Raw genomic sequence first — 21,818 nt, forward strand, 5'->3', positions numbered from 1 at the left:
GGAACTGCCCGGAATGAGGACGTCCTGGCCCGATGTTTGGCACGTCCACAAAGCGGGGAGCACCGCACCGTCGCGGTGGCGGGCTTCGCTACCGATTCAGATCAGACAGATCAGGCAAAACGAAACGAAGTGCTCTTCCGCGGGAGGACGCGAACCTGGAAGGCGGCGGTCAGCCAGAGCCGGATCGGCTACATCAGCGGCGGGAAGAGCGAGTGGTACTGCACGGGTGACTTCGATCCATGACAGCCCCACCTCCTCCGGCCGGTCCCTCGTAAGGGAGTCTCCATCGGCGTCGGGACTCGACTCGCGACTCCCCCAGTGCCTGAACGGCCTGGGCGGTGCCCCCATGCGTGCTGCCCCGAACGACCGGGCCAGAGTATCAGCCGCCCGAAGTGTCAAGGCGCTGCTTTGCCCGGTACTGACGAGTTCTATGCTCGCCGCATGGTTGATGTTCTTGCTCTGGTCGAGGCACGGTTGCGCACCGCGCTGGGCGAACCGGACGCCCGCGCGGCGGTCACCTTCCTCGGCACGGACCGCATCGAGGTGCTCCGTTTCCACGAGGGGGACATCGTCCGCTACGCCACCCTCGGCATGTCCGCGCAGCCCATGAGCGACCCCACGGCGCTGGTCGCCGACCCGGTCAAGGGCCCGCGTGCCGAGCTCGTCCTCTCCGTCCGCGGCGGCCTCGCCGACACCGACAAGGCGCTGCGCCCGCTCGCCGTCCTCGCCGCGTCCCCGCAGGTCGAGGGCGTGATCGTGACCCCGGGCGCCTCACTCGACGTCGGCGAGCCGCTGTGGCCCGGCGCGCCGTTCACCTCGGTCCTGGTCGCCGAGCCCGGTGGACTGGTCGAGGACCTCGCGCTCGACGAGCCCCTCGACCCGGTCCGCTTCCTGCCCCTGCTGCCGATGACCCCGAACGAGGCCGCCTGGAAGCGCGTGCACGGCGCCCAGGCGCTCCAGGAGCGCTGGCTGACGCACGGGACGGACCTGCGTGATCCGTCCCGTGCGTCGGTCTCGTTGACGTGAGCAAGCTCACCAACGGGTAGGCGGCCCGCGTCAGTTGCGCGGCCTCAGTTGGCGAAGACGGTGACGCCGTCCTCGGTCGCGTGCTTCGGCTCCAGCTCCTCGGCCTCGTGTGCGAGCGCCTTGCGCCGTACGACGACCACGAGCGCGCCGGCCACGGCGGTGACCGCGGCCACCACGAACGGGACGTGGATGTCGGTCCACTCCTCGATCTTCGGCGCGAAGTAGGGCGCGGCGGCCGCCGCGAACCAGCGCACGAAGTTGTAGCCGGCGCTCGCCACCGGGCGCGGCGCGTCCGAGACGCCGAGCGCGAGCTCCGTGTAGACGGTGTTGTTCACGCCGATGAACGCGCCGGACAGGACCGTGCAGACGACGGCGGTGGTGTGGTCGCCGTAGCCGAGGACGAGCACGTCGGCGGCGAGCAGCACCAGCGAGGCGCCGAGCACCTTCAGCGAGCCGAACCGCTCCTGCACGCGCGGCGCCACGATCACCGAGAAGACGGCGAGCAGCACGCCCCAGCAGAAGAACACGGCACCCGACTTGTACGGCGTCATGTTCAGCACGAACGGCGTGAAGGCCAGCACGGTGAAGAACGTGTAGTTGTAGAAGAACGCCGAGACGGCGGCGGAGGCCAGCCCGCCGTGGCCGAGCGCCCTGATCGGGTCGAGCAGCGAGGTCTTGCGGGCCGGCTTGGGCTGCTCCTTCAGGAACGCCGTGATGCACAGGAAGCCGACCGCCATCAGGAAGGCGGTGCCGAAGAACGGGTAGCGCCAGCTCTGGTTGCCGAGCAGCGCGCCCAGCAGCGGGCCGCAGGCCATGCCGAGGCCCAGGGCCGACTCGTACAGCAGGATCGCCGCGGCGCTGCCGCCCGCCGCCGCGCCCACGATGACCGCGAGGGCGGTCGAGACGAACAGGGCGTTGCCGAGACCCCAGCCCGCGCGGAAGCCGACCAGTTCGCCGACCGAGTCCGAGGTGCCGGCCAGGCCGGCGAAGACGACCACGAACGCGAGGCCGAGCAGGAGGGTCTTGCGGCCGCCGATGCGGCTGGAGACGAAGCCGGTCACCAGCATCGCGACGGCGGTGATGAGGAAGTACGAGGTGAACAGCAGTGAGACCTGGCTGGCCGTGGCGTCCAGGCCCTTGGCGATGGACGGCAGGATCGGGTCGACTAGCCCGATGCCCATGAAGGCCACGACCGATGCTCCGGCCGTCGCCCACACGGCCTTCGGCTGTCGCAGGATGCCGCCGGCTCCCGCGTCGAAGGGGTCGCCCATGGTTCCTCCACTCTCACTCGCTCGCTCGGTCACAGATGGTTGGTATATGCACATAGTAAGTTAGGGGAGCTAATTAATGCAAGATGCATCTAGTTCCGTCTCGTGAAGGGTTCCGCCCGGACGGGTGATCGTCCTTGACGTGGGGGAGCGGGGGTAGGACCGTGGAGCCCTATGAGGGGCGAACCCAGTTGCCCGAAGTGTGGTGGCCGGGTCAGGGCTCCCGGACTCTTCGCAGATTCGTGGCAGTGCGATGTGCACGGCACGGTGCACCCGGTGCAGCCCGTGATCCCGCCCAGCGTCGAGGCCCTCACCGTCGTGGTGCACCGCACGCAGGTGCCGGTGTGGATGCCGTGGCCGCTGCCGGTCGGCTGGCTGTTCACGGGCGTGGCCTGCGCGGGCGACGACCGCAGCGGCGGGCGGGCCACGGCGGTGGCGTGCTCGGGGCCCGGACCGCTCGGCGGCATAGGGGAGTTGATCCTGGTCGCCGAGGAGCTCGGCGTCGGGCTCGGCGCACGGTACGCGGGGATCGACGGGCCGGATCCGGGGCCGTACATGAACGTCGAGAAGCCGCCGCAGGCGAAGGTGCTGGCCGCGGGGCGGCCCACGCCGCTGTGGCATGTCGCCGGCGTGCCCGGGGACCGGGCGGTCTTCGCGGGCGAGGCGCTGGGCCTGTGGCTGTGGGCCGTGGTGTGGCCCGAGCAGTCCGGGCTGCTGATGTACGACGAGCTGGTGCTGACGGATCTGCGGGACGCGGGGGCGGAGGTGGACCTGGTGCCCTGCGGGGCGCTGTCGCCGCGCTTGCTTGAGCCGTGAGGCCAGGGCCCGAGCCATGGGTCCGAAGTGTGAGCCGCAGCGCCCCCACAGGGAACTCGTAGGGGGCTCTTGGCGTGTGCGGGTGTGACAGGGGCTGCGGCAAATACGGTTATCCTTGAGCGTCCGCTTCCGTTTCGTCCCGCTGGAGTCCGCGTCGTGCGCATCGATCTGCACACCCACTCCACCGCTTCCGACGGGACGGACACGCCGGCCGAGCTGGTGCGCAACGCGGCCGCGGCCGGGCTGGACGTCGTAGCGCTCACCGACCACGACACCACCCGCGGGCACGCGGAGGCCGTCCGCGCGCTGCCCGAGGGGCTGACCCTGGTCACCGGGGCCGAGCTGTCCTGCCGGATCGACGGAGTCTCCCTGCACATGCTGGCCTACCTCTTCGACCCCGAGGAGCCGGCCCTGCTCGCCGAGCGTGAGCTGGTGCGGGACGACCGGGTGCCGCGGGCCAAGGGCATGATCGCCAAGCTGAACGGGCTCGGCGTGCCGGTCACCTGGGAGCAGGTGAAGCGGATCGCCGGGGACGGTTCCGTCGGACGGCCGCACGTCGCCTCCGCGCTGGTCGAGCTGGGCGTGGTGCCCACGGTGAGCGACGCGTTCACCCAGGACTGGCTGGCCGACGGCGGGCGGGCCTACGTGGAGAAGCACGAGACCGATCCGTTCGAGGCGATCCGGCTGGTCAAGGCCGCGGGCGGGGTCACCGTCTTCGCCCACCCCGGGGCCGGCAAGCGCGGTCGTACGGTGCCGGAGTCGGCGATCGTCGAGATGGCCGCCGCCGGCCTCGACGGCATCGAGGTCGACCACATGGACCACGACCCGGACACGCGGGCGCGGCTGCGCGGCCTCGCCAAGGAGCTCGGGCTGCTCGTCACCGGCTCCAGCGACTACCACGGCAGCCGCAAGACGTGCGTGCTCGGGGAGCACGTGACCGATCCCGAGGTCTACGGCGAGATCACGCGGCGCGCGACGGGCGCCTTCCCGGTGCCGGGGACCGGCGGGGCCTGAGTCCGCTCCGCACCCTGTTCACCCCTTCACCCCTCCGCAAGGCCCCGATGTTCGACGCTGCCGTTTTCGGCTCCCTCTTCCTGACCCTCTTCGTCATCATGGATCCCCCCGGGATCACCCCGATCTTCCTCGCCCTGACCGCCGGGCGCCCCGGCAAGGTGCAGAAGCGGATGGCCTTCCAGGCCGTGTGCGTGGCGGGCGGCGTGATCGCCGTCTTCGGACTGCTGGGGCACCAGATCCTCAACTACCTGCACGTCTCCGTGCCCGCGCTGATGATCGCGGGCGGACTGCTGCTGCTCCTCATCGCCCTCGACCTGCTCACCGGCAAGACGGACGAGCCGAAGCAGACCAAGGACGTCAACGTGGCGCTCGTCCCGCTGGGCATGCCGCTGCTGGCCGGGCCCGGCGCCATCGTGTCCGTCATCCTGGCCGTGCAGAAGGCCGACAGCGTGAGCACCCAGGTGTCGGTCTGGATGGCCATCCTCGCGATCCATGTCGTGCTGTGGCTGGTGATGCGTTACTCGCTGCTGATCATCCGGGTCATCAAGGACGGCGGAGTGGTGCTGGTGACGCGGCTCGCGGGCATGATGCTCTCCGCCATCGCCGTGCAGCAGATCATCAACGGGGTCACCCAGGTGATCAGGGGCGCGTGAGCGCCGGGTGCCCAAGCGCAGAGCCCCGGTACGGCGTCGGTGCCGTACCGGGGCTCTGAAGCTTCTGCGGTGATCCGCGGCTTGTGTCTGTCAGGCAGCCGGGTTCTCGGCCGGCCGGATCCAGAGGCGCTGCCCGATGGCGGCGGCCTGCTGCACGATCCGGTTGACGGAGGCGGCGTCCACGACGGTGCTGTCCACGGGCGTGCCGTCGACCTCGTCGAGTCGCATGATTTCGAAGCGCATGGCCTCTCCCTTCGTCTTCGTGGTTCTGCTGTAGTCAACGAGGTTCTTGTTACAAACATTCCCTACGCTAAAGAAATTTTTCGAACGGCTAACTACTGACCGGTAAGGGACCGGCGAGAGGTCCACAAGACATACGGACGAGACTGACCGGGACCGGTTGTGTTCGCAGCGTGACCGCCGGGACAATGGAGGCGATGAACGACGACCTCGCGGCCCTGAACGCCCGCATCGACCGCACGAACGAGCTGCTCCAGCGCATGCTCGCCGAGGTGGCGAAGACGCCCTCGACGCATGCGATCTTCGTCGACGCGGGGTATCTCTACGCGGCCGCGGGGCGACTGGTGGCGGGGACGGAGGACCGGCGCGCCTTCGACCTGGACGCCGAGGGCCTGATCGAGGCGCTCATCGACCGCGCCCGCACGATCTTCGCGGACAGCAGGCTGCTGCGCGTCTACTGGTACGACGGCGCCAGACGCCGCATCCACACCGCCGAGCAGCAGTCGATCGCCGAACTCCCGGACGTCAAGGTCCGGTTGGGCAACCTCAACGCCAACAACCAGCAGAAGGGCGTCGACTCCCTCATCCGCTCCGACCTGGAGTCACTGGCCCGGCACCGGGCCATCAGCGACGCGGCCCTGCTCGGCGGCGACGAGGACCTGGTCTCGGCGGTGGAGGCGGCGCAGGGCTACGGCGCCCGCGTCCACCTGTGGGGCATCGAGGCGCCCGAGGGCCGCAACCAGGCGGAACCGCTGCTCTGGGAGGTCGACAGCCAGCGCACCTTCGACCTCGACTTCTTCAAGCCGTACGTCTCCCGGCGCACGGCACCCGCCTACGAGGCGGCCGGCACCGCCCGGCCGACGCGCGAGGACGTCCGCTTCGTGGGCGCCCAGATCGCGGCGAAGTGGCTTGCGGCGCGGGGCCGGGAGGCACTGGTGGAGCTGCTGCCCGGACATCCCTACCTGCCGGGTTCCGTGGACCAGGACCTGCTGGTGGAGGCGGAGGGGCTGTTGCAGTACTCGCTGCGCGGGCAGGCCGATCTGCGGCGGGCGCTGCGGGACGGGTTCTGGGAGCACCTGCAGACGCAGTACTAGCCGGTGCCGACGCCGTCCCAGAAGTCGGCGAAGGCGCGGGCGGTCGCCAGGGGATCGTCGGTGTTGGGGGAGTGCTCGGCGCCCGGGATGACGGTGCGGTGGGCGCGCAGACGCACGGCCATGTCGTCGAGGAGCGGCACCGGCCAGGTGTCGTCGCGGGCGCCCGACAGCACGTGGAAGGGGAGCGGCAGGGCGGCGAGTTCGGCCACGCGGTCCGGTTCCGTGCACAACTGGCGGCCGGTGGCGAGCAGTTGGGCGGGCTTGTTGCCCAGCCAGCGGCGCCGCAGGTCGTCCTGGTCGTCGAGGCCGGCGTCCAGCTCGCCGGTGTCGGTCTCCTCGGGCGGTTCCATGGCCTGGATCGCCTCCCACACCTCGGCCATGGACATCACGGCGAGCGCGTCGCGCAGCAGCTTCACGCGCTGCTGCTGGGGGACGGAGATCTGCGCCGGGCCGGAGGCCATCAGGGTGAGCGACAGGAACGGCGAGTGGTCCAGCAGGACCGCCGCGCGGGCGATCTGGCCGCCCAGGGAGTGCCCGACGAGGTGCACGGGCTCGTCGCCGAGGGCGGCGGCCTGCGCGAGCACGTCCCGCGCCAGCTCCGCCTGCGCGTACGCCGACTCGTCGTGCTCGGGCCCGTCCGACTCGTACTGCCCGCGTCCGTCCACCGCCACCGTCCGGTACCCGCGCGCCGTCAGCGGTTCGTGCAGCGGGTTGAAGTCCTCCTTGCTGCCGGTGAACCCCGGCAACAGCAGCGCGGTGCCCTTCGGCGCCACACCGTCGGCCACGGCCGAGTCGACGACGGCGAACTCCCCGCGACCCGTACGCAACGTGTAGGCCCGGGCGCCGGGGGGCGGGGTGAAGGTCGGAGGCCTGCTCATGGGGTGAGGTTATCCGGCGGGATGGGGGAGGGGCGGAGGGGAGGGGGCGCTTGTGGGGCGGATGGGTGGTCGGGGGGTCTGGAGGGGGGCCGACTGGGGCTTGTGAAGCGCCGACGGCCCGGTCCCCACTTGATGCGGGGCCGGGCCGTCGGCGTGTGTGGGAGCCGTCAGCTCTCCGCGGGCTCCGCGGCGGCCGTCGCCTTCCGTGTCCGGCGCGTCTTCGGCTTCGCCTCGGTCGCGTCGGTGGCGGTCTCGGCGGTCGCCGCCGTCTTGCGGGTGCGGCGCGCCGTGGGCTTGGCCTCCGGCTCGTCGGCGGCCTGCGCCGGGATCTCGGCGACGGTCGCGGCGGGCTCGGCGGCCTTGCGGGTACGGCGGGTGCGCGGCTTGGCCTCCACGCCCTCGGCGGTCTCGACGGCGGCCGTCGCCTTGCGGGTGCGGCGCGGCTTGGCCTCGGCGACTTCGGAGGTCTCCGGGGCCGCGGCCACGGTCTTGCGGGTGCGGCGCGGCTTGGCTTCCGTGGCCTCGGTGGTGTCCACCGGGGTCTCAGCCGCTGCCGTTGCCGCTGCCTTGCGAGTGCGGCGGGGCTTGGTCTCCGTGCCCTCGGCCGTGTCGACCGCGGTCTCGGCGGCGGCCGTGGCCTTCCGCGTGCGGCGGGGCTTGGTTTCCGTGGCCTCGGTGGTGTCCACCGGGGTCTCAGACGCTGCCGTTGCCTTGCGGGTGCGGCGTGCCGTGGGCTTGGCCTCGGGTTCCTCCGTGGCCTGCGCCGGGATCTCGGCGACGGTCGCGGTGGGTTCGGCGGCCTTGCGGGTACGGCGGGTGCGCGGCTTGGCCTCCACGCCCTCGGCGGTGTCGACCGCGGTCTCGGCGGCGGCTGCCGTCTTGCGGGTACGGCGCGGCTTGGTCTCCGTCACCTCGGCGGTGTCGGTCACGGCCTCGGCGGCGGCTGCCGTCTTGCGGGTGCGGCGGGGCTTGGTCTCCGTGGCCTCCGCCGTGTCCAGCGCCGCTTCCGCCGTGGTCGTCGCCTTGCGGGTGCGGCGGCGCGGGGTCGTGGCCTCGGGCTCCGGGGTCGCCGGCGTTTCCGCGGGTTCCGGGGCCGCCGGTGCCTCGGGCTCCGTCAGTGCCGGGGTTTCCGCCGTGGCCGGCGTCTCCGCGGACTTGCGGGTGCGGCGGCGGCGCGGCTTGGCTGCGGACTCGGGGGCGCCCTCGGCCGTGTCGACGGCGGCTTCCGCGGCCTCCGGCGCGGTGGCCTGGGCCGGCAGCGGTTCCGTCACCGACGCGGCTCCGCCGCGCGTGCGGCGACGGCGGCGCGGGGTGCGCGGCGTGGTCAGGTCCGCCACCACGGCCTCCGCGGACGCCGGTGCGTCCGTGGCCGGCGTGCCGGAAACCGTCGTACCCGAAGGCGCCGTACCCGAAGGCACGCCGTCGAGCGGGGTTCCGCCGCGCGTGCGGCGGCGACGGCGCGGGGTGCGGGACGAGCCCTCGCGGTCGGCGGCGCGGGAGTCCTCGCGGCCACCTCGCTCACCCCGGTCGCCACGGTCGCCACGGCCGTTCCGGTCGCCCCGGCCACCGCGTCCGCGGCCACCGCGGCCGCCGGTCTCGCCCAGGTCCTCCAGCTCCTCCGCGTCCAGCCCCGCGCGCGTGCGCTCGGCACGCGGCAGGACACCCTTGGTGCCCGCGGGGATGTTCAGCTCCTCGAAGAGGTGCGGGGAGGTGGAGTACGTCTCCGGCGGGTCGTTGAAGTCCAGCTCCAGCGCCTTGTTGATCAGCTGCCAGCGCGGGATGTCGTCCCAGTCGACCAGCGTGATCGCGATGCCCTTGTTGCCCGCGCGGCCGGTGCGGCCGATGCGGTGGAGGTAGGTCTTCTCCTCTTCCGGCGACTGGTAGTTGATGACGTGCGTCACGCCCTCGACGTCGATGCCGCGGGCGGCGACGTCGGTGCAGACGAGGACGTCCACCTTGCCGTTGCGGAAGGCGCGCAGCGCCTGCTCGCGGGCGCCCTGGCCGAGGTCGCCGTGGACCGCGCCGGAGGCGAACCCGCGCTGCTTGAGCTGGTCGGCGAGATCGGCCGCCGTACGCTTCGTACGGCAGAAGATCATGGCCAGCCCGCGGCCCTCGGCCTGCAGGATGCGCGCGACCATCTCGGGCTTGTCCATGTTGTGCGCGCGGTACACGTGCTGCGAGATGTTCGCGACCGTCACACCCTCGTCGTCCGGCGCGGTGGCGCGGATGTGGGTGGGCTGGCTCATGTACCGGCGCGCGAGACCGATGACCGCGCCCGGCATGGTGGCCGAGAACAGCATCGTCTGGCGCTTGACCGGAAGCATGTCGATGATCTTCTCGACGTCGGGCAGGAAGCCCAGGTCGAGCATCTCGTCGGCCTCGTCCAGGACCAGGCACCTGACGTGCTTGAGGTTGAGCTTCTTCTGGCCCGCCAGGTCGAGGAGACGCCCGGGCGTGCCGACGACCACGTCGACGCCCTGCTTCAGGGCCTCCACCTGGGGCTCGTAGGCCCGGCCGCCGTAGATGGCGAGGACGCGTACGTTGCGCACCTTGCCCGCGGTCAGCAGGTCGTTGGTGACCTGCGTGCACAGCTCGCGCGTGGGGACGACGACGAGCGCCTGCGGGGTGTCGGTGAGGTCCTCGGGCTTCGCGCGGCCCGCCTCCACGTCCGCGGGGACGGTGACGCGCTCGAGGAGCGGGAGGCCGAAGCCCAGCGTCTTTCCGGTGCCGGTCTTGGCCTGGCCGATGACGTCCGTGCCGGAGAGGGCGACGGGGAGGGTCATCTCCTGGATGGGGAAGGGGTTGATGATGCCGACGGCCTCGAGGGCCTCGGCGGTCTCGGGAAGGATTCCGAGATCTCTGAACGTCGTAGTCAGGGTGCTGCCTCTTCTGTGTGGCGCGGTGCGAGGCGAGCGCGGGGGGTCTTTGACGGACCGTGCCGGGGACGTCGGCTGCCTTACGGGCTTGCCGTAGGGCACGGGACCACTGCCGACGCTCTAGCGCTCGTACCGCTGAGGGTGTCCCTCCGGGCGCCGTACGCAATGTGCCGTACGGTGTGGAGGGCTGTCGGGTCGGAGCCGATCGGGCCACCGACCGGGCATCCTCATACGTGCGGCCCGTCGAGTACTCGGCAGGCGCATTACCACCATACCCCGGAATCGTGCACACGCGATGGCCGATTTGGTCACGTAGTCGTCGTCACACTGATTGACCAGGCCCTTCCCCGGCCCGGCGAGCGGACTATTGTGCGCTTCATGACGACGTCTGACAACGCTGCTGACACGCCCGCCGAACCCACCGGAGTCGCCGCCCAGGACTGGGCGCGGGCCTCCGCCGACCCGCAGTACCGCGCCGCCGTCGTCGACCTGCTCGGCGCGCTCGCGTACGGCGAGCTGGCCGCGTTCGAGCGGCTCGCGGAGGACGCCAAGCTGGCGCCCACGCTGGCGGACAAGGCGGAGCTGGCGAAGATGGCGTCGGCCGAGTTCCACCACTTCGAGCAGTTGCGGGACCGGCTCACCGAGATCGGCGCGGAGCCGACGCAGTCGATGGAGCCGTTCGTCGCCGCGCTCGACGGCTTCCACAAGCAGACGGCGCCCTCGGACTGGCTGGAGGGCCTGGTCAAGGCGTACGTCGGCGACTCGATCGCCAGTGACTTCTACCGGGAGGTCGCGGCACGGCTCGACTCGGACACGCGCGCGCTGGTGCTGGCGGTGCTCGACGACACGGGGCACGCGAGCTTCGCGGTCGAGAAGGTGCGGGCCGCCATCGACGCCGATCCGCGCGTGGGCGGGCGGCTCGCGCTGTGGGCGCGGCGGCTGATGGGGGAGGCGCTCTCGCAGTCGCAGCGGGTGGTCGCCGACCGGGACGCGCTGTCGACGATGCTGGTCGGCGGGGTCGCGGACGGGTTCGACCTCGCGGAGGTCGGGCGGATGTTCTCGCGGATCACCGAGGCGCACACGAAGCGGATGGCCGCGCTGGGACTGGCCGCGTAGCGACTGTGCGGCGCCCGGAGGCTCGGGGCTACGGGGTCGCGGGTCGCCTGGGTGCCGCCCGGCTGCCGGTGCGCGGCTGCCGGTGCCCGGGGCTGGTCGCGCGGTTGCCCGCGTCCCTAGGGGCGTTCGCGGCGCCGTCGCCCGAATCGTCGCCGAGTCGTCTCTACGCCGTCCTGCGGCGCAGTCTTCCCGCCGGGCGCAGCAGGAGGGACAGGGAGGCCGTCGAGACGACCGCCGCGCCGACGAGATTGACGAGGATGCTGCCGGGGTCCAGGGCGCTGTGGGTGACGAAGGCGCCGAAGAGGGCTCCGGCGACGCCCGTCGCCAGGACGAGGGAGCGGGCCGGCAGCCGGTGCGCGAGACGGTGGTCCGCCGCCCACGCCAGCACGAGACCGAGCAGGGCGGAGCCGAGCGCTTCGAACAACATCATGGGGTCCCTCCCACACGGCCACACTGCCTGTCCCGGTCGTAGCCCGTCATACCCGTGACCTGCGGAATGCAATCCTCCTCTGTGCGTGAGTTGTGCTCCATATGTGGAGGGGAGAACCTACCCGGGGTACGGAACGGGGGTACGGAAAGGGGGCCCGGCGACCATGGTCGCCGGGCCCCCTTTCCGGTGTCCGTCTACAGCGCGCCGAAGCCCACCTTGCGCGGGGCCGGCTCGCCGAGCTCGACGTAGGCGAGACGGTCGGCCGGGACGAGGACCTTGCGGCCGTGCTCGTCCACGAGGCTCAGCAGCTGCGACTTCCCGGCCAGTGCCTCGGCCACGATCCGCTCGACCTCCTCGGCACTCTGACCGCTCTCCAGAACGATCTCGCGGGGCGCGTGCTGCACGCCGATCTTGACCTCCACGGCTATGTCCCTCCGACGGTCAGTGAAGTGCGCGACCTGTCCGCGCCGTACCCAGCACACATTAGCCCGGTGAGGGGACGTACATGTTCCGCGCGAGAACGCCAGGAGCGAACAGCGGGCGGGAACAAAACGGCCGTCAGTGTTGCTCCGCGCCGTGCAGAGGGAAACCCGCGATGCCCCGCCAGGCCAGCGAGGTCAGCAGCTGCACCGCCTGGTCGCGCGGGACGCTGCGGTCGCTGTGCAGCCAGGAGCGGGCCACCACCTGCGCGAGGCCGCCGAGGCCGGAGGCCAGCAGCATCGACTCCGCGCGGGAGAGGCCGGTGTCCTCGGCGATGACGTCGCAGATCGCCTCCGCGCACTCGTTCGTGACCTTGTCGACGCGCTCGCGCACCGCGGGCTCGTTGGTCAGGTCCGACTCGAAGACCAGGCGGAAGGCGCCGCCGTCGTCCTCGACGTACGCGAAGTAGGCGTCCATGGTCGCCCGTACGCGCTGCTTGTTGTCGGTCGTCGACGCCAGCGCGCCGCGTACCGCTCCGATCAGTGACTCGCAGTGCTGGTCCAGCAGGGCCAGGTAGAGGTCGAGCTTGCCCGGGAAGTGCTGGTAGAGCACCGGCTTGCTGACGCCGGCGCGCTCGGCGATGTCGTCCATCGCGGCCGCGTGGTAGCCCTGCGCCACGAAGACTTCCTGGGCGGCGCCCAGCAGCTGGTTCCGTCGGGCACGGCGCGGCAGGCGTGTGCCCCGCGGGCGTGCCGCCTCTGTCTGCTCGATGGCTGTCACGCCGCCTCCCAAAATCGTCCACATGCGGTGTGCGCCGCGCGGCCATCGTACTTTTCGGTAACCGTGGTGTGCGCGGTGCGAGCGCAGAATTTCATGGACCGGACGGCCACGAAAGCCGCACAAAAGGTTTCAAGTCGGGGCGCGGCGGGCAATAGACGGCCTCTTTCCAGCTCAGCGGCACGCGCGTGCCGCCCCGTCTGCGGTACGCGCCCTCGCCTCAGCGGTAGTCGTCCTCGTCGAGGGAGACGACGCGACGCTGTTCGTCGAGGTCGGCCTCGTTCGCCCGGGCCGGGTCCACGTCCTCCAGGGGGTCGTCGCGGTCGGCCGCGATGTCACGGTGCTGCTCGGCGGCGTCGTTCTCCGGCGCCTCGACGTCGAACTCCGGCACCTGCCGCTCCTCCTCGTCCTCGAACGTCTCGGGATCGGTGGGATCGATGGCCATCGTGGGCTCCCTTCCTACGAACGTCCCTGAAAATGCAGGGGCCACAGCGGGTGCCCTCTTTACGAGCGTAGGAGACACCCGATCCGCACGCTATGCGATGCGCACGCGACGATGCACAGGGTGTACGCGTCGATGCGTGCTCAATCTGTGACGGCGAACACATGAGCCACTACGTGATCGTCTCGTAACATTGCCGCATGTCCTCGACCGAGCTGCCGTCCGTAGCGGCGTCCAATGTGCTCCCGAAGGTGGCGCCCGTCAGGGTCGCCGACGGTGAACGGCTCAGGTCGGTGGGGTTGCCGGGCATCACCCTGACGGTGCGTTCGAGACCACCCGCGCGCGAGGGACTGCCGCCCGCGCTCTACGTCCACGGGCTCGGCGGTTCCTCGCAGAACTGGTCGGCTCTGATGGAGCAGTTGGAGGCGGTCGTCGACGGCGAGGCGATCGACCTCCCCGGCTTCGGCGACTCCCCGCCGCCGGACGACGGCGACTACTCGGTCACCGGGCACGCGCGCGCGGTGATCCGCTTCCTCGACGCGGCCGGCCGGGGCCCCGTGCACCTCTTCGGCAACTCCATGGGCGGCGCGGTCAGCACGCGCGTGGCGGCGCTCCGGCCCGACCTCGTCCGCACGCTCACGCTGGTCTCCCCGGCGCTCCCGGAGATCCTCGTCCAGCGCAGCGCGGTGCCGACGGCACTGCTGGCGCTGCCCGGAGTGGCCTCGCTGTTCACCCGGTACACCAAGGGGTGGTCGGCCGAGCAGCGCGTGCGCGGAGTCATGGGACTGTGCTACGGCGACCCGGGCCGGGTGACGCCGGAGGGCTTCCGCAACGCCGTCGAGGAGATGGAGCGGCGGCTGCAACTGCCGTACTTCTGGGACGCGATGGCGCGTTCCGCGCGCGGGATCGTCAACGCGTACACGCTGGGCGGCCAGCACGGGCTGTGGCGCCAGGCCGAGCGCGTCCTCGCGCCCACCCTGCTGGTGTACGGCGGCCGGGACCAGCTGGTCGGCTTCCGCATGGCGCGGCGGGCGGCCCGCGCGTTCCGCGACTCCCGCCTGCTCACCCTGCCGGAGGCGGGGCACGTGGCGATGATGGAGTACCCGGAGACGGTGGCCCGGGCCTTCCGCGAACTCCTGGCGGACTCCGCCGAGTCCGTCGAGTCCGCCGGCGCCGAGAGTGCGGGGAGCTGAGGGGCGAGGTGGGACGCCACAGCCGCCGCGGCGCCGCCAAGGGCAAGCGGGATGACGCGGACATAACAGAACAAGGGGGGTCTCGGCAGGCCGGGCAGCAGCCGTACGGGCGCCCCTCGCCGCCTCCGTACGGGCCGGGCGCTGCGCAGCAGGGTGGCTACGGGCACCAGGGAACTCCTCGGCCCGGGACCTCTCGGCTCCCCGACGGCACGCCCGCGCAGGGGATTCCCCGGCTGGCGGACGGCACGCCCGCGCGCGGGGTGCCCCGCATGGCTGAGGGGACGCCCGCGCGCGGGATGCCTCGCTACCCCGACGGCACGCCCGCGCAGGGAACTCCTCGGCTCGGGACCTCTCGGTTCCCTGACGGCACGCCCGCGCAGGGGACTCCTCGGCCTGGGGCTCCTCGGCTCCCTGACGGCACGCCCGCGCAGGGAACTCCTCGGCTCGGGACCTCTCGGTTCCCTGACGGCACGCCCGCGCAGGGGACTCCTCGGCTCGGGACTCCTCGGTTCCCCGACGGCACGCCTGCGCAGGGGACTCCTCGGCTCGGGGCTCCTCGGCTCCCTGACGGCACGCCCGCGCGTGGGTTTTCGCGGTTCGCCGACGGGACGCCCGCTCGTGGGGTCCCGCGAGTTGCCGGCGGCACTCCGCCGCATGGCGTCCCAGGGGTTGCCGGTGGTACTCCGCCGCATGGCGTGCCGGGGGTTGCCGGTGGCACTCCGTCGCATGGTGTTCCGCGGGCTTCCGGTGGGACTCCGGCCCACGGTGTTCCGCGCGTCGGCGGTGCCGTCTCTGCTCAGGGCGGCCCCCGCGTTACCGGTGCCACTCCTCCCGACGGCACCCCCCAGGTCCGCGGTGGTCACCCCGAGCAGCGGGAAGCCGGCGGCGGCTGGGGGGAGTTGGGCCGGCCGCAGCCCCGTGCCACCGTGCCGCGGCAGCGGCAGGCGCCCTCCGAGAGGCCGCGTCAGGACTACATCGACGCCTTCGCCGAGGAGAGCGTCGGTGTCCGCTCGGAGGCCGGTCCCGACCAGGACGACGCGCCGCCGACCGCCGTGCCCGCGCAGCAGAAGGGCGCCAAGGGCCGCACGTTCACCGGCATCGCGGCCGCCGCCGTCACCACCGTGCTGGCCGTCGTCGTCGCCGGCCAGGTCACGCACCGCGGTGACGAGACCGCCGTCCACACCCAGTCGGCGACCGGCCAGGCCCGCGACGTCCGGAACTCGGCCGTACCGTCCGTGGCGCCGTCGCCGAGCGCCACGCCGCTGACGTACGAGCAGAAGATGGACCAGAAGTACGCCCTCAGCGCCACGCTCAAGGGCTCGGGGAAGTTCGACACCGTCCCCGGGACCGACAAGGCGCCCGGCAAGGGGCAGAAGTACACCTACCGCGTGGACGTGGAGCAGGGCCTCGGGCTCGACGGCGCGCTCTTCGCCCAGGCCGTGCAGAAGACGCTCAACGACGACCGGAGCTGGGCCCACGACGGCGCCCGCACCTTCGAACGCGTCTCCTCCGGCAAGCCCGACTTCGTGATCACCCTCGCCAGCCCCGGCACCACCGCCACGTGGTGCGCCAAGTCCGGCCTGGACACCACGGAGGACAACGTCTCCTGCGACTCCGCCGCCACCGAACGAGTGATGATCAACGCATACAGATGGGCACAGGGATCGAAGACCTACGGTGACGAGATTCACGCCTACCGCCAGATGTTGATCAACCATGAAGTCGGCCACCGGCTGGGCTACCACCACGTCACCTGCGAGAAGGACGGCCAGCTCGCGCCCGTCATGCAGCAGCAGACCAAGTTCCTCGACCACGACGGGATCCACTGTCTGCCCAACCCCTGGCCGTATCCCAGGAGTTGACGGACGACTCACAGGTCACATTGACATGCGCAGATAGTTCATACATATTTCTGGGCATGTCGCCCCGTCACGTCTCCGCACGCGCCGCCATCGAGCTGGCGCTCATCGGCGTGACCGCGCTCTGCGTGGCCGACATCCACTGTCGCTGACGCCCGCCCTCGGGCGTTCGCGTCGCGATCCTCTTCCTGTTCCGTGATCCGGTTTCCCGTTCCGCGACCCGGTCACGGCCCTTCGACGACCCGACGGTTCGACGCCCGGGCAGACGTCTGCTCACGTTCGTCTCACTCCTCGTCCAGCTGTCTCATCATTCGAGAGGTCGTCATTCCGATGCGTCATCCGTCCACCCCAGCGCGCCGTGTGGCCGCGGCATCCGTAGGCCTGGTCCTGGCAGCGGCCGCCGCCTGCGGGCCGAAGGACAACGATGCCAAGGGCTCCGGTGGCGACTCCACGCCGCACAAGGGCGGCACCCTGACGGTGCTGAACTCCAACCCCCAGGAGAACTTCGACCCGGCCCGCCTCTACACCTCCGGCGGCGGAAACGTCCCCTCCCTGGTCTTCCGTACGCTCACCACCCGCAACCGCGAGAGCGGCGCGGCCGGCGCCAAGGTCGTCCCCGACCTCGCCACCGACACCGGGCGCCCCAGCAAGGACGCGACCGTGTGGACGTACACCCTGAAGAAGGGCCTGAAGTACGAGGACGGGACGCCGATCACGTCCGCCGACATCAAGTACGGCATCGAGCGCTCCTTCGCGCCCGAGCTGTCCGGCGGCGCGCCCTACCTGCGGGACTGGCTGGTCGGCGCGGCCGACTACCAGGGGCCGTACAAGGACAAGAAGGGCCTGTCGGCGATCGAGACGCCCGACTCGCGGACCATCGTCTTCCATCTGAACAAGCCCGAGGGCGAGTTCCCGTACCTGGCCACGCAGACGCAGTTCACGCCCGTCCCCGAGAGCAAGGACACGGGCACGAAGTACGCCGAGCACCCGATCTCGTCCGGCCCTTACAAGGTGGTCGAGAACGACAACAACGGCGAGCACATCGTCCTGGAGCGCAACACGTACTGGTCGGCCGCGACCGACGCCGAGCGCAAGGCCTACCCGGACAGGATCGACGTGAAGTCCGGGCTCGACTCGTCCGTGATCAACCAGCGGCTGTCGGCGTCCCAGGGAGCGGACGCGGCCGCCGTCACCACGGACACCAACCTGGGCCCGGCCGAACTCGCCAAGGTGACCGGCGACAAGGAGCTCGCGTCCCGCGTCGGCACCGGCCACTTCGGCTACACGAACTACATAGCGTTCAACCCGACGGTCAAGCCGTTCGACAACGTCAAGGTGCGCCAGGCGATCTCGTACGCCATCGACCGGTCGTCGGTGATCAACGCGGCCGGCGGCAGCGCCCTCGCCGAGGCCGCGACGACCTTCCTGCCCAACCAGAAGTCCTTCGGCTACCAGCCCTACGACCTGTTCCCGGCGGGTGCGACCGGCAACCCGGCCAAGGCCAGGGAGCTGCTGAAGGAGGCCGGTTACCCGAACGGGCTCACCGTCACGCTGACCCACTCCAACGCCAAGGACTTCGAGACCAGCCCGGAGATCGCGACCGCGATCCAGGACGCGCTCAAGAAGGCCGGCATCACGGTCAAGCTGCGGGGCCTGGAGGACAACGACTACTCCGACACCGTCCACAGCGTACAGACCGAGCCCGGCTTCTTCCTCGCCCACTGGGGTGCCGACTGGCCGTCCGGCGGTCCCTTCCTCGCCCCGATCTTCGACGGCCGTCAGATCGTCAGGGACGGCGCGAACTTCAACACGGGCCTGCTCAACGACAAGTCGGTCAATGCCGAGATTGACGCGATCAACAAGTTGACCGATCTTGACGCTGCCGCCAAGAGGTGGGGTGCACTGGACAAGAAGATCGGCGAGCAGGCGCTGACCGTGCCGCTGTTCCACCCCGTCTACAAGCGACTGGTCGGCAAGGACATCCGGAACGTCGTGATCAGCGACTGGACCGGTGTGCTGGACATCTCGCAGGTCGCGGTGAAGTAGCGCCGTGAGCGAGGCACTTGTCGCCGTCGAGGTCCCCGGGGCGTCCGCTCCGGGGGCCTCGGGGGCCCGTCAGTTCTGGCGGCGGCTGCGAGCGCAGCGCGCCGCCCTCGTCGCGGCGGCCGTCGTCGCGCTGCTGGTCCTGGTCGCGCTCGCCGCGCCGCTGCTCACGGCGATCGAGGGCCAGGACCCGACCACCTACCACCCCTCCCTCGTCGACTCCGCGCGCGGGGGCGTGCCCACCGGCTCCTTCGGCGGCGTCAGCGCCGACCACTGGCTGGGCGTGGAACCGCAGACCGGGCGTGACCTGTTCGCCCGGCTCGTGTACGGCGCCCGGGTGTCGCTCGGCGTCGCACTGGGGGCCACCGCCGTGCAGGTCTTCCTCGGTGTCGTCGTGGGCATTGCCGCGGCGCTGGGCAATCGATGGGTTGATCAACTGTTGAGCCGCATCAGCGACATCATCGTGGCGATGCCGCTGATGATCATGGCGCTGGCCCTGCTGGCCGTCGTGCCGGAGAGCTTCCCGAGGCCGGTGCTGGTCGCACTCATCATCGGGTTCGTCGCCTGGGGAACCATCGCCAAGATCACCCGCGCGGCGACGCTCACCCTGAAGGGGCTCGACTACGTCGCCGCCGCCCGGCTCAGCGGCCGGCGCACCCTGGCCGTCGCCCGCCGTGAGCTGCTGCCCGGCCTGGCCGCGCCCGTCATCACGTACGCCGCGCTCATGGTGCCGGTCAACATCGGCATCGAGGCATCCCTGTCCTTCCTCGGCGTCGGCGTGAAACCGCCCACCCCATCCTGGGGACAGATGCTCACCTCGGCCAACGTCTGGTACCAGGCGGCCCCGCAGTACCTGCTGCTGCCCGCCGGCGCGCTGTTCGTGACCGTCCTGGCCCTCACCGTCCTCGGCGACGGCGTACGCACCGCCCTGGACCCGCGCGCGGCCTCCCGCCTGCGCGTCGGCACCGGCCGACGGCGGGAGGCGAAGACATGACCGGCTTCACCGGATTCGCCCTGCGCCGCGCCCTGGGCGCGCTCGTCACCCTGCTCGCCATCTCGGTGATCGTCTACGTCGTCTTCTACGCCACCCCCGGCAACGTCGCCCAGATCACCTGCGGCCCCCGCTGCTCGCCCGAACAGGTCCACCAGGTCGCCCAGCAGCTCAAGCTCGACGACCCGCTGTACCTGCGCTACTGGCACTTCCTGGAGGGCGTCGTCGTCGGCCAGGACTACTCCACGGGCACCTCCGTGGAGCACTGCGCGGCGCCCTGCCTGGGCCTGTCGTACCAGAGCGACCAGCAGGTCATGCAGATCATCCTGGGCAAGCTCCCCGTCAGCGTGTCGCTGGTGCTCGGGGCGATGGTGCTGTGGCTGGTGCTGGGCGTCGGCACCGGCGTGCTCTCCGCCTGGCGCCGAGGCCGGCTGACCGAGCGGGCCCTGACCGGGGTGACCCTCGCCGGCGTCGCCACGCCGTCCTTCGTCATCGGGCTGGTACTGATGATCGTGGTCTGCGGGCAGCTGGAGCTGCTGCCCTTCCCGGAGTACGTCCCCCTCTCGGACGATCCCGAGCAGTGGATGTGGAACCTGCTGCTGCCCTGGCTGACCCTCGCCCTCGGCGAGGCGGCCTACTTCGCCCGGCTCACCCGGGCGTCGATGCTGGAGACGCTCGCGGAGGACCACATCCGCACCTTCCGCGCCTACGGCGTGGGCGAGCGGTCCATCGTCGGCCGCCACGCCCTGCGCGGCGCACTCGCGCCGATCATCGCGCTGAACGCCAACGACGTCGGCGCCATGGTCGGCGGCGCGGTGCTGACCGAGACCCTCTTCGGCCTGCCCGGCATCGGCCAGGAACTCGTCCACGCCGTCAACGTGGTCGACCTCCCGGTCGTCGTCGGCATGGTCCTGGTCATCGGCTTCTTCGTGGTCCTCGCCAACGCCGTCGCGGACGTGCTGTACGCGGTGGCCGACCGACGGGTGGTACTGACGTGAGCCTCGTCCAAGTCACGGATCTGACCGTCGAGTTCGGTGATCTCAGGGCGGTCGACGGCCTCGCCTTCAGCCTGGCGCCGGGCGCCGCCCTGGCCCTGGTCGGCGAGTCCGGCTCCGGCAAGTCCACGGTGGCCTCGGCCCTGCTCGGACTGCACCGCGGCACGGGCGCGCGCGTGGGCGGCTCGGTCGAGGTCGCCGGCGTCGACGTGCAGAAGGCGACGGAGGACGAACTGCGGCGGCTGCGCGGCGCCAAGGCCGCGATGGTCTTCCAGGACCCGCTGTCCTCCCTCGACCCGTACTACGCCATCGGCGACCAGATCGCCGAGGTGTACCGCGTGCACACGCGCGCGTCTCGGCGAGCGGCACGCGCGCGTGCCGTGGAGGTGCTGGACCGGGTGGGAATCCCGGACGCACAGCGCCGGGCGCGGTCCCGCCCGCACGAGTTCAGCGGCGGCATGCGCCAGCGCGCCCTCATCGCCATGGCGCTGGCCTGCGAACCCGACCTGCTCATCGCCGACGAGCCGACCACCGCGCTGGACGTCACCGTCCAGGCCCAGATCCTCGACCTGCTGCACACGCTGCGCGAGGAGACCGGCATGGGGCTGCTGCTCGTCACGCACGACGTCGGCGTCGCCGCCGAGAGCGTCGACGAGGTGCTCGTCATGCGCCACGGGCGCGTGGTGGAACACGGGCCGGTGGCGCGGGTGATGGGCACGCCGGCGCAGACGTACACCCGGGAACTGCTCGCGGCCGTACCGCGGGTGGACGCGGCCCGCGCACCGTCGGAGGCGCTCCGCGAGCCCGGGGAGGTCGTCCTGGAGGCGACGGACCTGCGGCGCGAGTTCGGGCGCGGCAGACGGGCGTTCGCGGCCGTGGACGGCGTGTCGCTGACCGTCCGGCGGGGCGAGACCCTCGGTGTCGTCGGCGAGAGCGGCAGCGGCAAGACGACGCTGGGGCGGATGCTGGTCGGACTGCTGGAGCCGACGGCGGGGGAGGTCTGTTACGACGGCCACGCGCGCGTGGGCGTCCATCCGGCCGTCCAGATGGTCTTCCAGGACCCCGTCTCCTCGCTCAACCCCCGCCGCAGCGTGGGCGAGTCGGTCGCCGACCCGCTGCGCGCGCGGGGCGACCGGGACGAGCGGGCCATCAGGGGGCGCGTGACGGAACTGCTGGAGCGCGTGGGGCTCGAAGGGGCGCACTACGACCGCTACCCGCACGAGTTCAGCGGTGGCCAGCGCCAGCGCGTGGGCATCGCGCGGGCGCTCGCGGCCGACCCGCGCGTGATCGTCTGCGACGAGCCGGTCTCCGCGCTGGACGTCACCACCCAGGCGCAGGTCGTCGCCCTGCTCGGCGAGCTGCAGCGCGAACTCGGGCTCGCGCTCGTCTTCGTGGCGCACGACCTCGCCGTCGTCCGCCAGGTCAGCGACCGGGTCGCGGTCATGCGCCGCGGCCGGATCGTGGAGTCCGGGCCCGCCGACGAGGTGTACGACAACCCCCAGGACCCGTACACCAAGCAGCTCCTGGCCGCCGTACCGGCCCTCGACCCCGAGGTCGCGGCCCGGCGCAGGGCGGTCCGGCGAGATCTGGCCGCCGCCTGACGTAACGTAACTGCTTGATCTCCTAGCGCGATCGAACGCGACCCGCACGGGAAAGTTACGACCGTTCACCCCTTTTGGTGGCGCGA

At 71.5% G+C, this 21,818-nt stretch carries 21 protein-coding genes; 13 read left to right on the forward strand and 8 right to left on the reverse strand.

Features of this window, described 5'->3' with window-relative positions; genetic code table 11:
- The first annotated feature begins 441 nt into the window (after positions 1–441).
- Positions 442–1,026: a suppressor of fused domain protein gene (locus ACYF6T_RS34855; protein WP_461701562.1), complete on the forward strand. Its 585-nt coding sequence runs from the start codon at positions 442–444 to the stop codon at positions 1,024–1,026.
- A gap of 44 nt (positions 1,027–1,070) precedes the next feature.
- Here ACYF6T_RS34855 and ACYF6T_RS34860 read toward each other — a convergent pair whose 3' ends face one another.
- On the reverse strand, positions 1,071–2,297 hold the full coding sequence (locus ACYF6T_RS34860) for an MFS transporter (RefSeq protein WP_461701563.1): 1,227 nt from the start codon (positions 2,295–2,297) through the stop codon (positions 1,071–1,073).
- A 171-nt stretch (positions 2,298–2,468) separates the two neighbouring features.
- Between ACYF6T_RS34860 and ACYF6T_RS34865 the strand changes: the two genes are divergently transcribed.
- From ACYF6T_RS34865 to ACYF6T_RS34875, 3 genes are all read left to right on the forward strand, one after another.
- Positions 2,469–3,110, forward strand: coding sequence for a DUF6758 family protein (locus ACYF6T_RS34865; protein ID WP_461701564.1), 642 nt, complete (start codon positions 2,469–2,471; stop codon positions 3,108–3,110).
- 156 nt (positions 3,111–3,266) lie between these two features.
- On the forward strand, positions 3,267–4,124 hold the full coding sequence (locus ACYF6T_RS34870; protein ID WP_461701565.1) for a PHP domain-containing protein: 858 nt from the start codon (positions 3,267–3,269) through the stop codon (positions 4,122–4,124).
- Between the two features lie 47 nt (positions 4,125–4,171).
- Positions 4,172–4,777, forward strand: a complete 606-nt coding sequence (locus ACYF6T_RS34875) for a MarC family protein (protein WP_461701566.1) — start codon at positions 4,172–4,174, stop codon at positions 4,775–4,777.
- Between the two features lie 90 nt (positions 4,778–4,867).
- On the opposite strand, the gene ACYF6T_RS34880 is transcribed toward ACYF6T_RS34875, so the two are convergent.
- Positions 4,868–5,020, reverse strand: coding sequence for a hypothetical protein (locus tag ACYF6T_RS34880; RefSeq protein WP_461701568.1), 153 nt, complete (start codon positions 5,018–5,020; stop codon positions 4,868–4,870).
- A 185-nt stretch (positions 5,021–5,205) separates the two neighbouring features.
- Here ACYF6T_RS34880 and ACYF6T_RS34885 point away from each other — a divergent pair, with 185 nt between their 5' ends.
- Positions 5,206–6,111, forward strand: coding sequence for an NYN domain-containing protein (locus ACYF6T_RS34885; protein WP_461701589.1), 906 nt, complete (start codon positions 5,206–5,208; stop codon positions 6,109–6,111).
- On the opposite strand, the gene ACYF6T_RS34890 is transcribed toward ACYF6T_RS34885, so the two are convergent.
- Both ACYF6T_RS34890 and ACYF6T_RS34895 read right to left on the reverse strand, forming a co-directional pair.
- Positions 6,108–6,989: an alpha/beta fold hydrolase gene (locus tag ACYF6T_RS34890; RefSeq protein WP_461701569.1), complete on the reverse strand. Its 882-nt coding sequence runs from the start codon at positions 6,987–6,989 to the stop codon at positions 6,108–6,110. The genes ACYF6T_RS34885 and ACYF6T_RS34890 overlap by 4 nt on opposite strands.
- A gap of 167 nt (positions 6,990–7,156) precedes the next feature.
- Positions 7,157–9,772, reverse strand: coding sequence for a DEAD/DEAH box helicase (locus ACYF6T_RS34895; protein WP_461701570.1), 2,616 nt, complete (start codon positions 9,770–9,772; stop codon positions 7,157–7,159).
- Positions 9,773–10,243: 471 nt separating this feature from the next.
- On the opposite strand from ACYF6T_RS34895, the gene ACYF6T_RS34900 reads away from it, so the two are divergent.
- Positions 10,244–10,981 carry a ferritin-like fold-containing protein gene (locus ACYF6T_RS34900; RefSeq protein WP_461701572.1) on the forward strand — a complete coding sequence of 246 codons (738 nt, stop codon included), beginning with the start codon at positions 10,244–10,246 and terminating at the stop codon, positions 10,979–10,981.
- Between the two features lie 163 nt (positions 10,982–11,144).
- Here the strand turns inward: ACYF6T_RS34900 and ACYF6T_RS34905 are convergent, their stop codons facing one another.
- From ACYF6T_RS34905 to ACYF6T_RS34920, 4 genes are all read right to left on the reverse strand, one after another.
- Positions 11,145–11,408 carry a hypothetical protein gene (locus tag ACYF6T_RS34905; RefSeq protein WP_461701590.1) on the reverse strand — a complete coding sequence of 88 codons (264 nt, stop codon included), beginning with the start codon at positions 11,406–11,408 and terminating at the stop codon, positions 11,145–11,147.
- 197 nt (positions 11,409–11,605) lie between these two features.
- Positions 11,606–11,833, reverse strand: a complete 228-nt coding sequence (locus tag ACYF6T_RS34910) for a DUF3107 domain-containing protein (protein WP_461701574.1) — start codon at positions 11,831–11,833, stop codon at positions 11,606–11,608.
- Positions 11,834–11,969: 136 nt separating this feature from the next.
- Complete coding sequence (locus tag ACYF6T_RS34915) at positions 11,970–12,611, reverse strand: TetR/AcrR family transcriptional regulator (protein WP_461701575.1); 642 nt, start codon at positions 12,609–12,611, stop codon at positions 11,970–11,972.
- Positions 12,612–12,828: 217 nt separating this feature from the next.
- Positions 12,829–13,053: a hypothetical protein gene (locus ACYF6T_RS34920; RefSeq protein ID WP_461701577.1), complete on the reverse strand. Its 225-nt coding sequence runs from the start codon at positions 13,051–13,053 to the stop codon at positions 12,829–12,831.
- Between the two features lie 197 nt (positions 13,054–13,250).
- On the opposite strand from ACYF6T_RS34920, the gene ACYF6T_RS34925 reads away from it, so the two are divergent.
- From ACYF6T_RS34925 to ACYF6T_RS34955, 7 genes are all read left to right on the forward strand, one after another.
- Positions 13,251–14,243: an alpha/beta fold hydrolase gene (locus tag ACYF6T_RS34925; RefSeq protein WP_461701579.1), complete on the forward strand. Its 993-nt coding sequence runs from the start codon at positions 13,251–13,253 to the stop codon at positions 14,241–14,243.
- Positions 14,244–14,938: 695 nt separating this feature from the next.
- Entirely contained in the window at positions 14,939–16,105 is a 1,167-nt protein-coding gene (locus ACYF6T_RS34930) for a DUF3152 domain-containing protein (RefSeq protein WP_461701580.1), read from the forward strand.
- Between the two features lie 56 nt (positions 16,106–16,161).
- The gene (locus ACYF6T_RS34935; RefSeq protein WP_324608112.1) at positions 16,162–16,254 is read left to right on the forward strand and encodes an Ms4533A family Cys-rich leader peptide; all 93 of its coding nucleotides are present in this window, start codon (positions 16,162–16,164) and stop codon (positions 16,252–16,254) included.
- Between the two features lie 178 nt (positions 16,255–16,432).
- Positions 16,433–18,148: an ABC transporter substrate-binding protein gene (locus tag ACYF6T_RS34940; RefSeq protein WP_461701581.1), complete on the forward strand. Its 1,716-nt coding sequence runs from the start codon at positions 16,433–16,435 to the stop codon at positions 18,146–18,148.
- A gap of 4 nt (positions 18,149–18,152) precedes the next feature.
- The gene (locus ACYF6T_RS34945) at positions 18,153–19,139 is read left to right on the forward strand and encodes an ABC transporter permease (RefSeq protein WP_461701582.1); all 987 of its coding nucleotides are present in this window, start codon (positions 18,153–18,155) and stop codon (positions 19,137–19,139) included.
- On the forward strand, positions 19,136–20,134 hold the full coding sequence (locus ACYF6T_RS34950) for an ABC transporter permease (protein WP_461701583.1): 999 nt from the start codon (positions 19,136–19,138) through the stop codon (positions 20,132–20,134). The genes ACYF6T_RS34945 and ACYF6T_RS34950 overlap by 4 nt, the downstream gene beginning before the upstream one ends.
- Positions 20,131–21,732 carry a dipeptide ABC transporter ATP-binding protein gene (locus ACYF6T_RS34955; RefSeq protein ID WP_461701584.1) on the forward strand — a complete coding sequence of 534 codons (1,602 nt, stop codon included), beginning with the start codon at positions 20,131–20,133 and terminating at the stop codon, positions 21,730–21,732. Before ACYF6T_RS34950 ends, ACYF6T_RS34955 begins: the two co-directional genes overlap by 4 nt.
- Positions 21,733–21,818: the final 86 nt, after the last annotated feature.

The sequence above is a fragment of the Streptomyces sp. 7R007 genome, from assembly GCF_054850255.1.

What these genes read in the sequence shown, in the direction of transcription:
- ACYF6T_RS34935 (WP_324608112.1), top strand. Translation starts at nt 16,162, where the DNA reads ATGTCGCCCCGTCACGTCTCCGCACGCGCCGCCATCGAGCTGGCGCTC.
- ACYF6T_RS34940 (WP_461701581.1), top strand. Translation starts at nt 16,433, where the DNA reads ATGCGTCATCCGTCCACCCCAGCGCGCCGTGTGGCCGCGGCATCCGTA.
- ACYF6T_RS34880 (WP_461701568.1), bottom strand. Translation starts at nt 5,020, where the DNA reads ATGCGCTTCGAAATCATGCGACTCGACGAGGTCGACGGCACGCCCGTG.
- ACYF6T_RS34875 (WP_461701566.1), top strand. Translation starts at nt 4,172, where the DNA reads ATGTTCGACGCTGCCGTTTTCGGCTCCCTCTTCCTGACCCTCTTCGTC.
- ACYF6T_RS34860 (WP_461701563.1), bottom strand. Translation starts at nt 2,297, where the DNA reads ATGGGCGACCCCTTCGACGCGGGAGCCGGCGGCATCCTGCGACAGCCG.
- ACYF6T_RS34890 (WP_461701569.1), bottom strand. Translation starts at nt 6,989, where the DNA reads ATGAGCAGGCCTCCGACCTTCACCCCGCCCCCCGGCGCCCGGGCCTAC.
- ACYF6T_RS34865 (WP_461701564.1), top strand. Translation starts at nt 2,469, where the DNA reads ATGAGGGGCGAACCCAGTTGCCCGAAGTGTGGTGGCCGGGTCAGGGCT.
- ACYF6T_RS34895 (WP_461701570.1), bottom strand. Translation starts at nt 9,772, where the DNA reads ATGACCCTCCCCGTCGCCCTCTCCGGCACGGACGTCATCGGCCAGGCC.
- ACYF6T_RS34885 (WP_461701589.1), top strand. Translation starts at nt 5,206, where the DNA reads ATGGAGGCGATGAACGACGACCTCGCGGCCCTGAACGCCCGCATCGAC.
- ACYF6T_RS34855 (WP_461701562.1), top strand. Translation starts at nt 442, where the DNA reads ATGGTTGATGTTCTTGCTCTGGTCGAGGCACGGTTGCGCACCGCGCTG.
- ACYF6T_RS34950 (WP_461701583.1), top strand. Translation starts at nt 19,136, where the DNA reads ATGACCGGCTTCACCGGATTCGCCCTGCGCCGCGCCCTGGGCGCGCTC.
- ACYF6T_RS34905 (WP_461701590.1), bottom strand. Translation starts at nt 11,408, where the DNA reads ATGTTGTTCGAAGCGCTCGGCTCCGCCCTGCTCGGTCTCGTGCTGGCG.
- ACYF6T_RS34925 (WP_461701579.1), top strand. Translation starts at nt 13,251, where the DNA reads ATGTCCTCGACCGAGCTGCCGTCCGTAGCGGCGTCCAATGTGCTCCCG.
- ACYF6T_RS34920 (WP_461701577.1), bottom strand. Translation starts at nt 13,053, where the DNA reads ATGGCCATCGATCCCACCGATCCCGAGACGTTCGAGGACGAGGAGGAG.
- ACYF6T_RS34900 (WP_461701572.1), top strand. Translation starts at nt 10,244, where the DNA reads ATGACGACGTCTGACAACGCTGCTGACACGCCCGCCGAACCCACCGGA.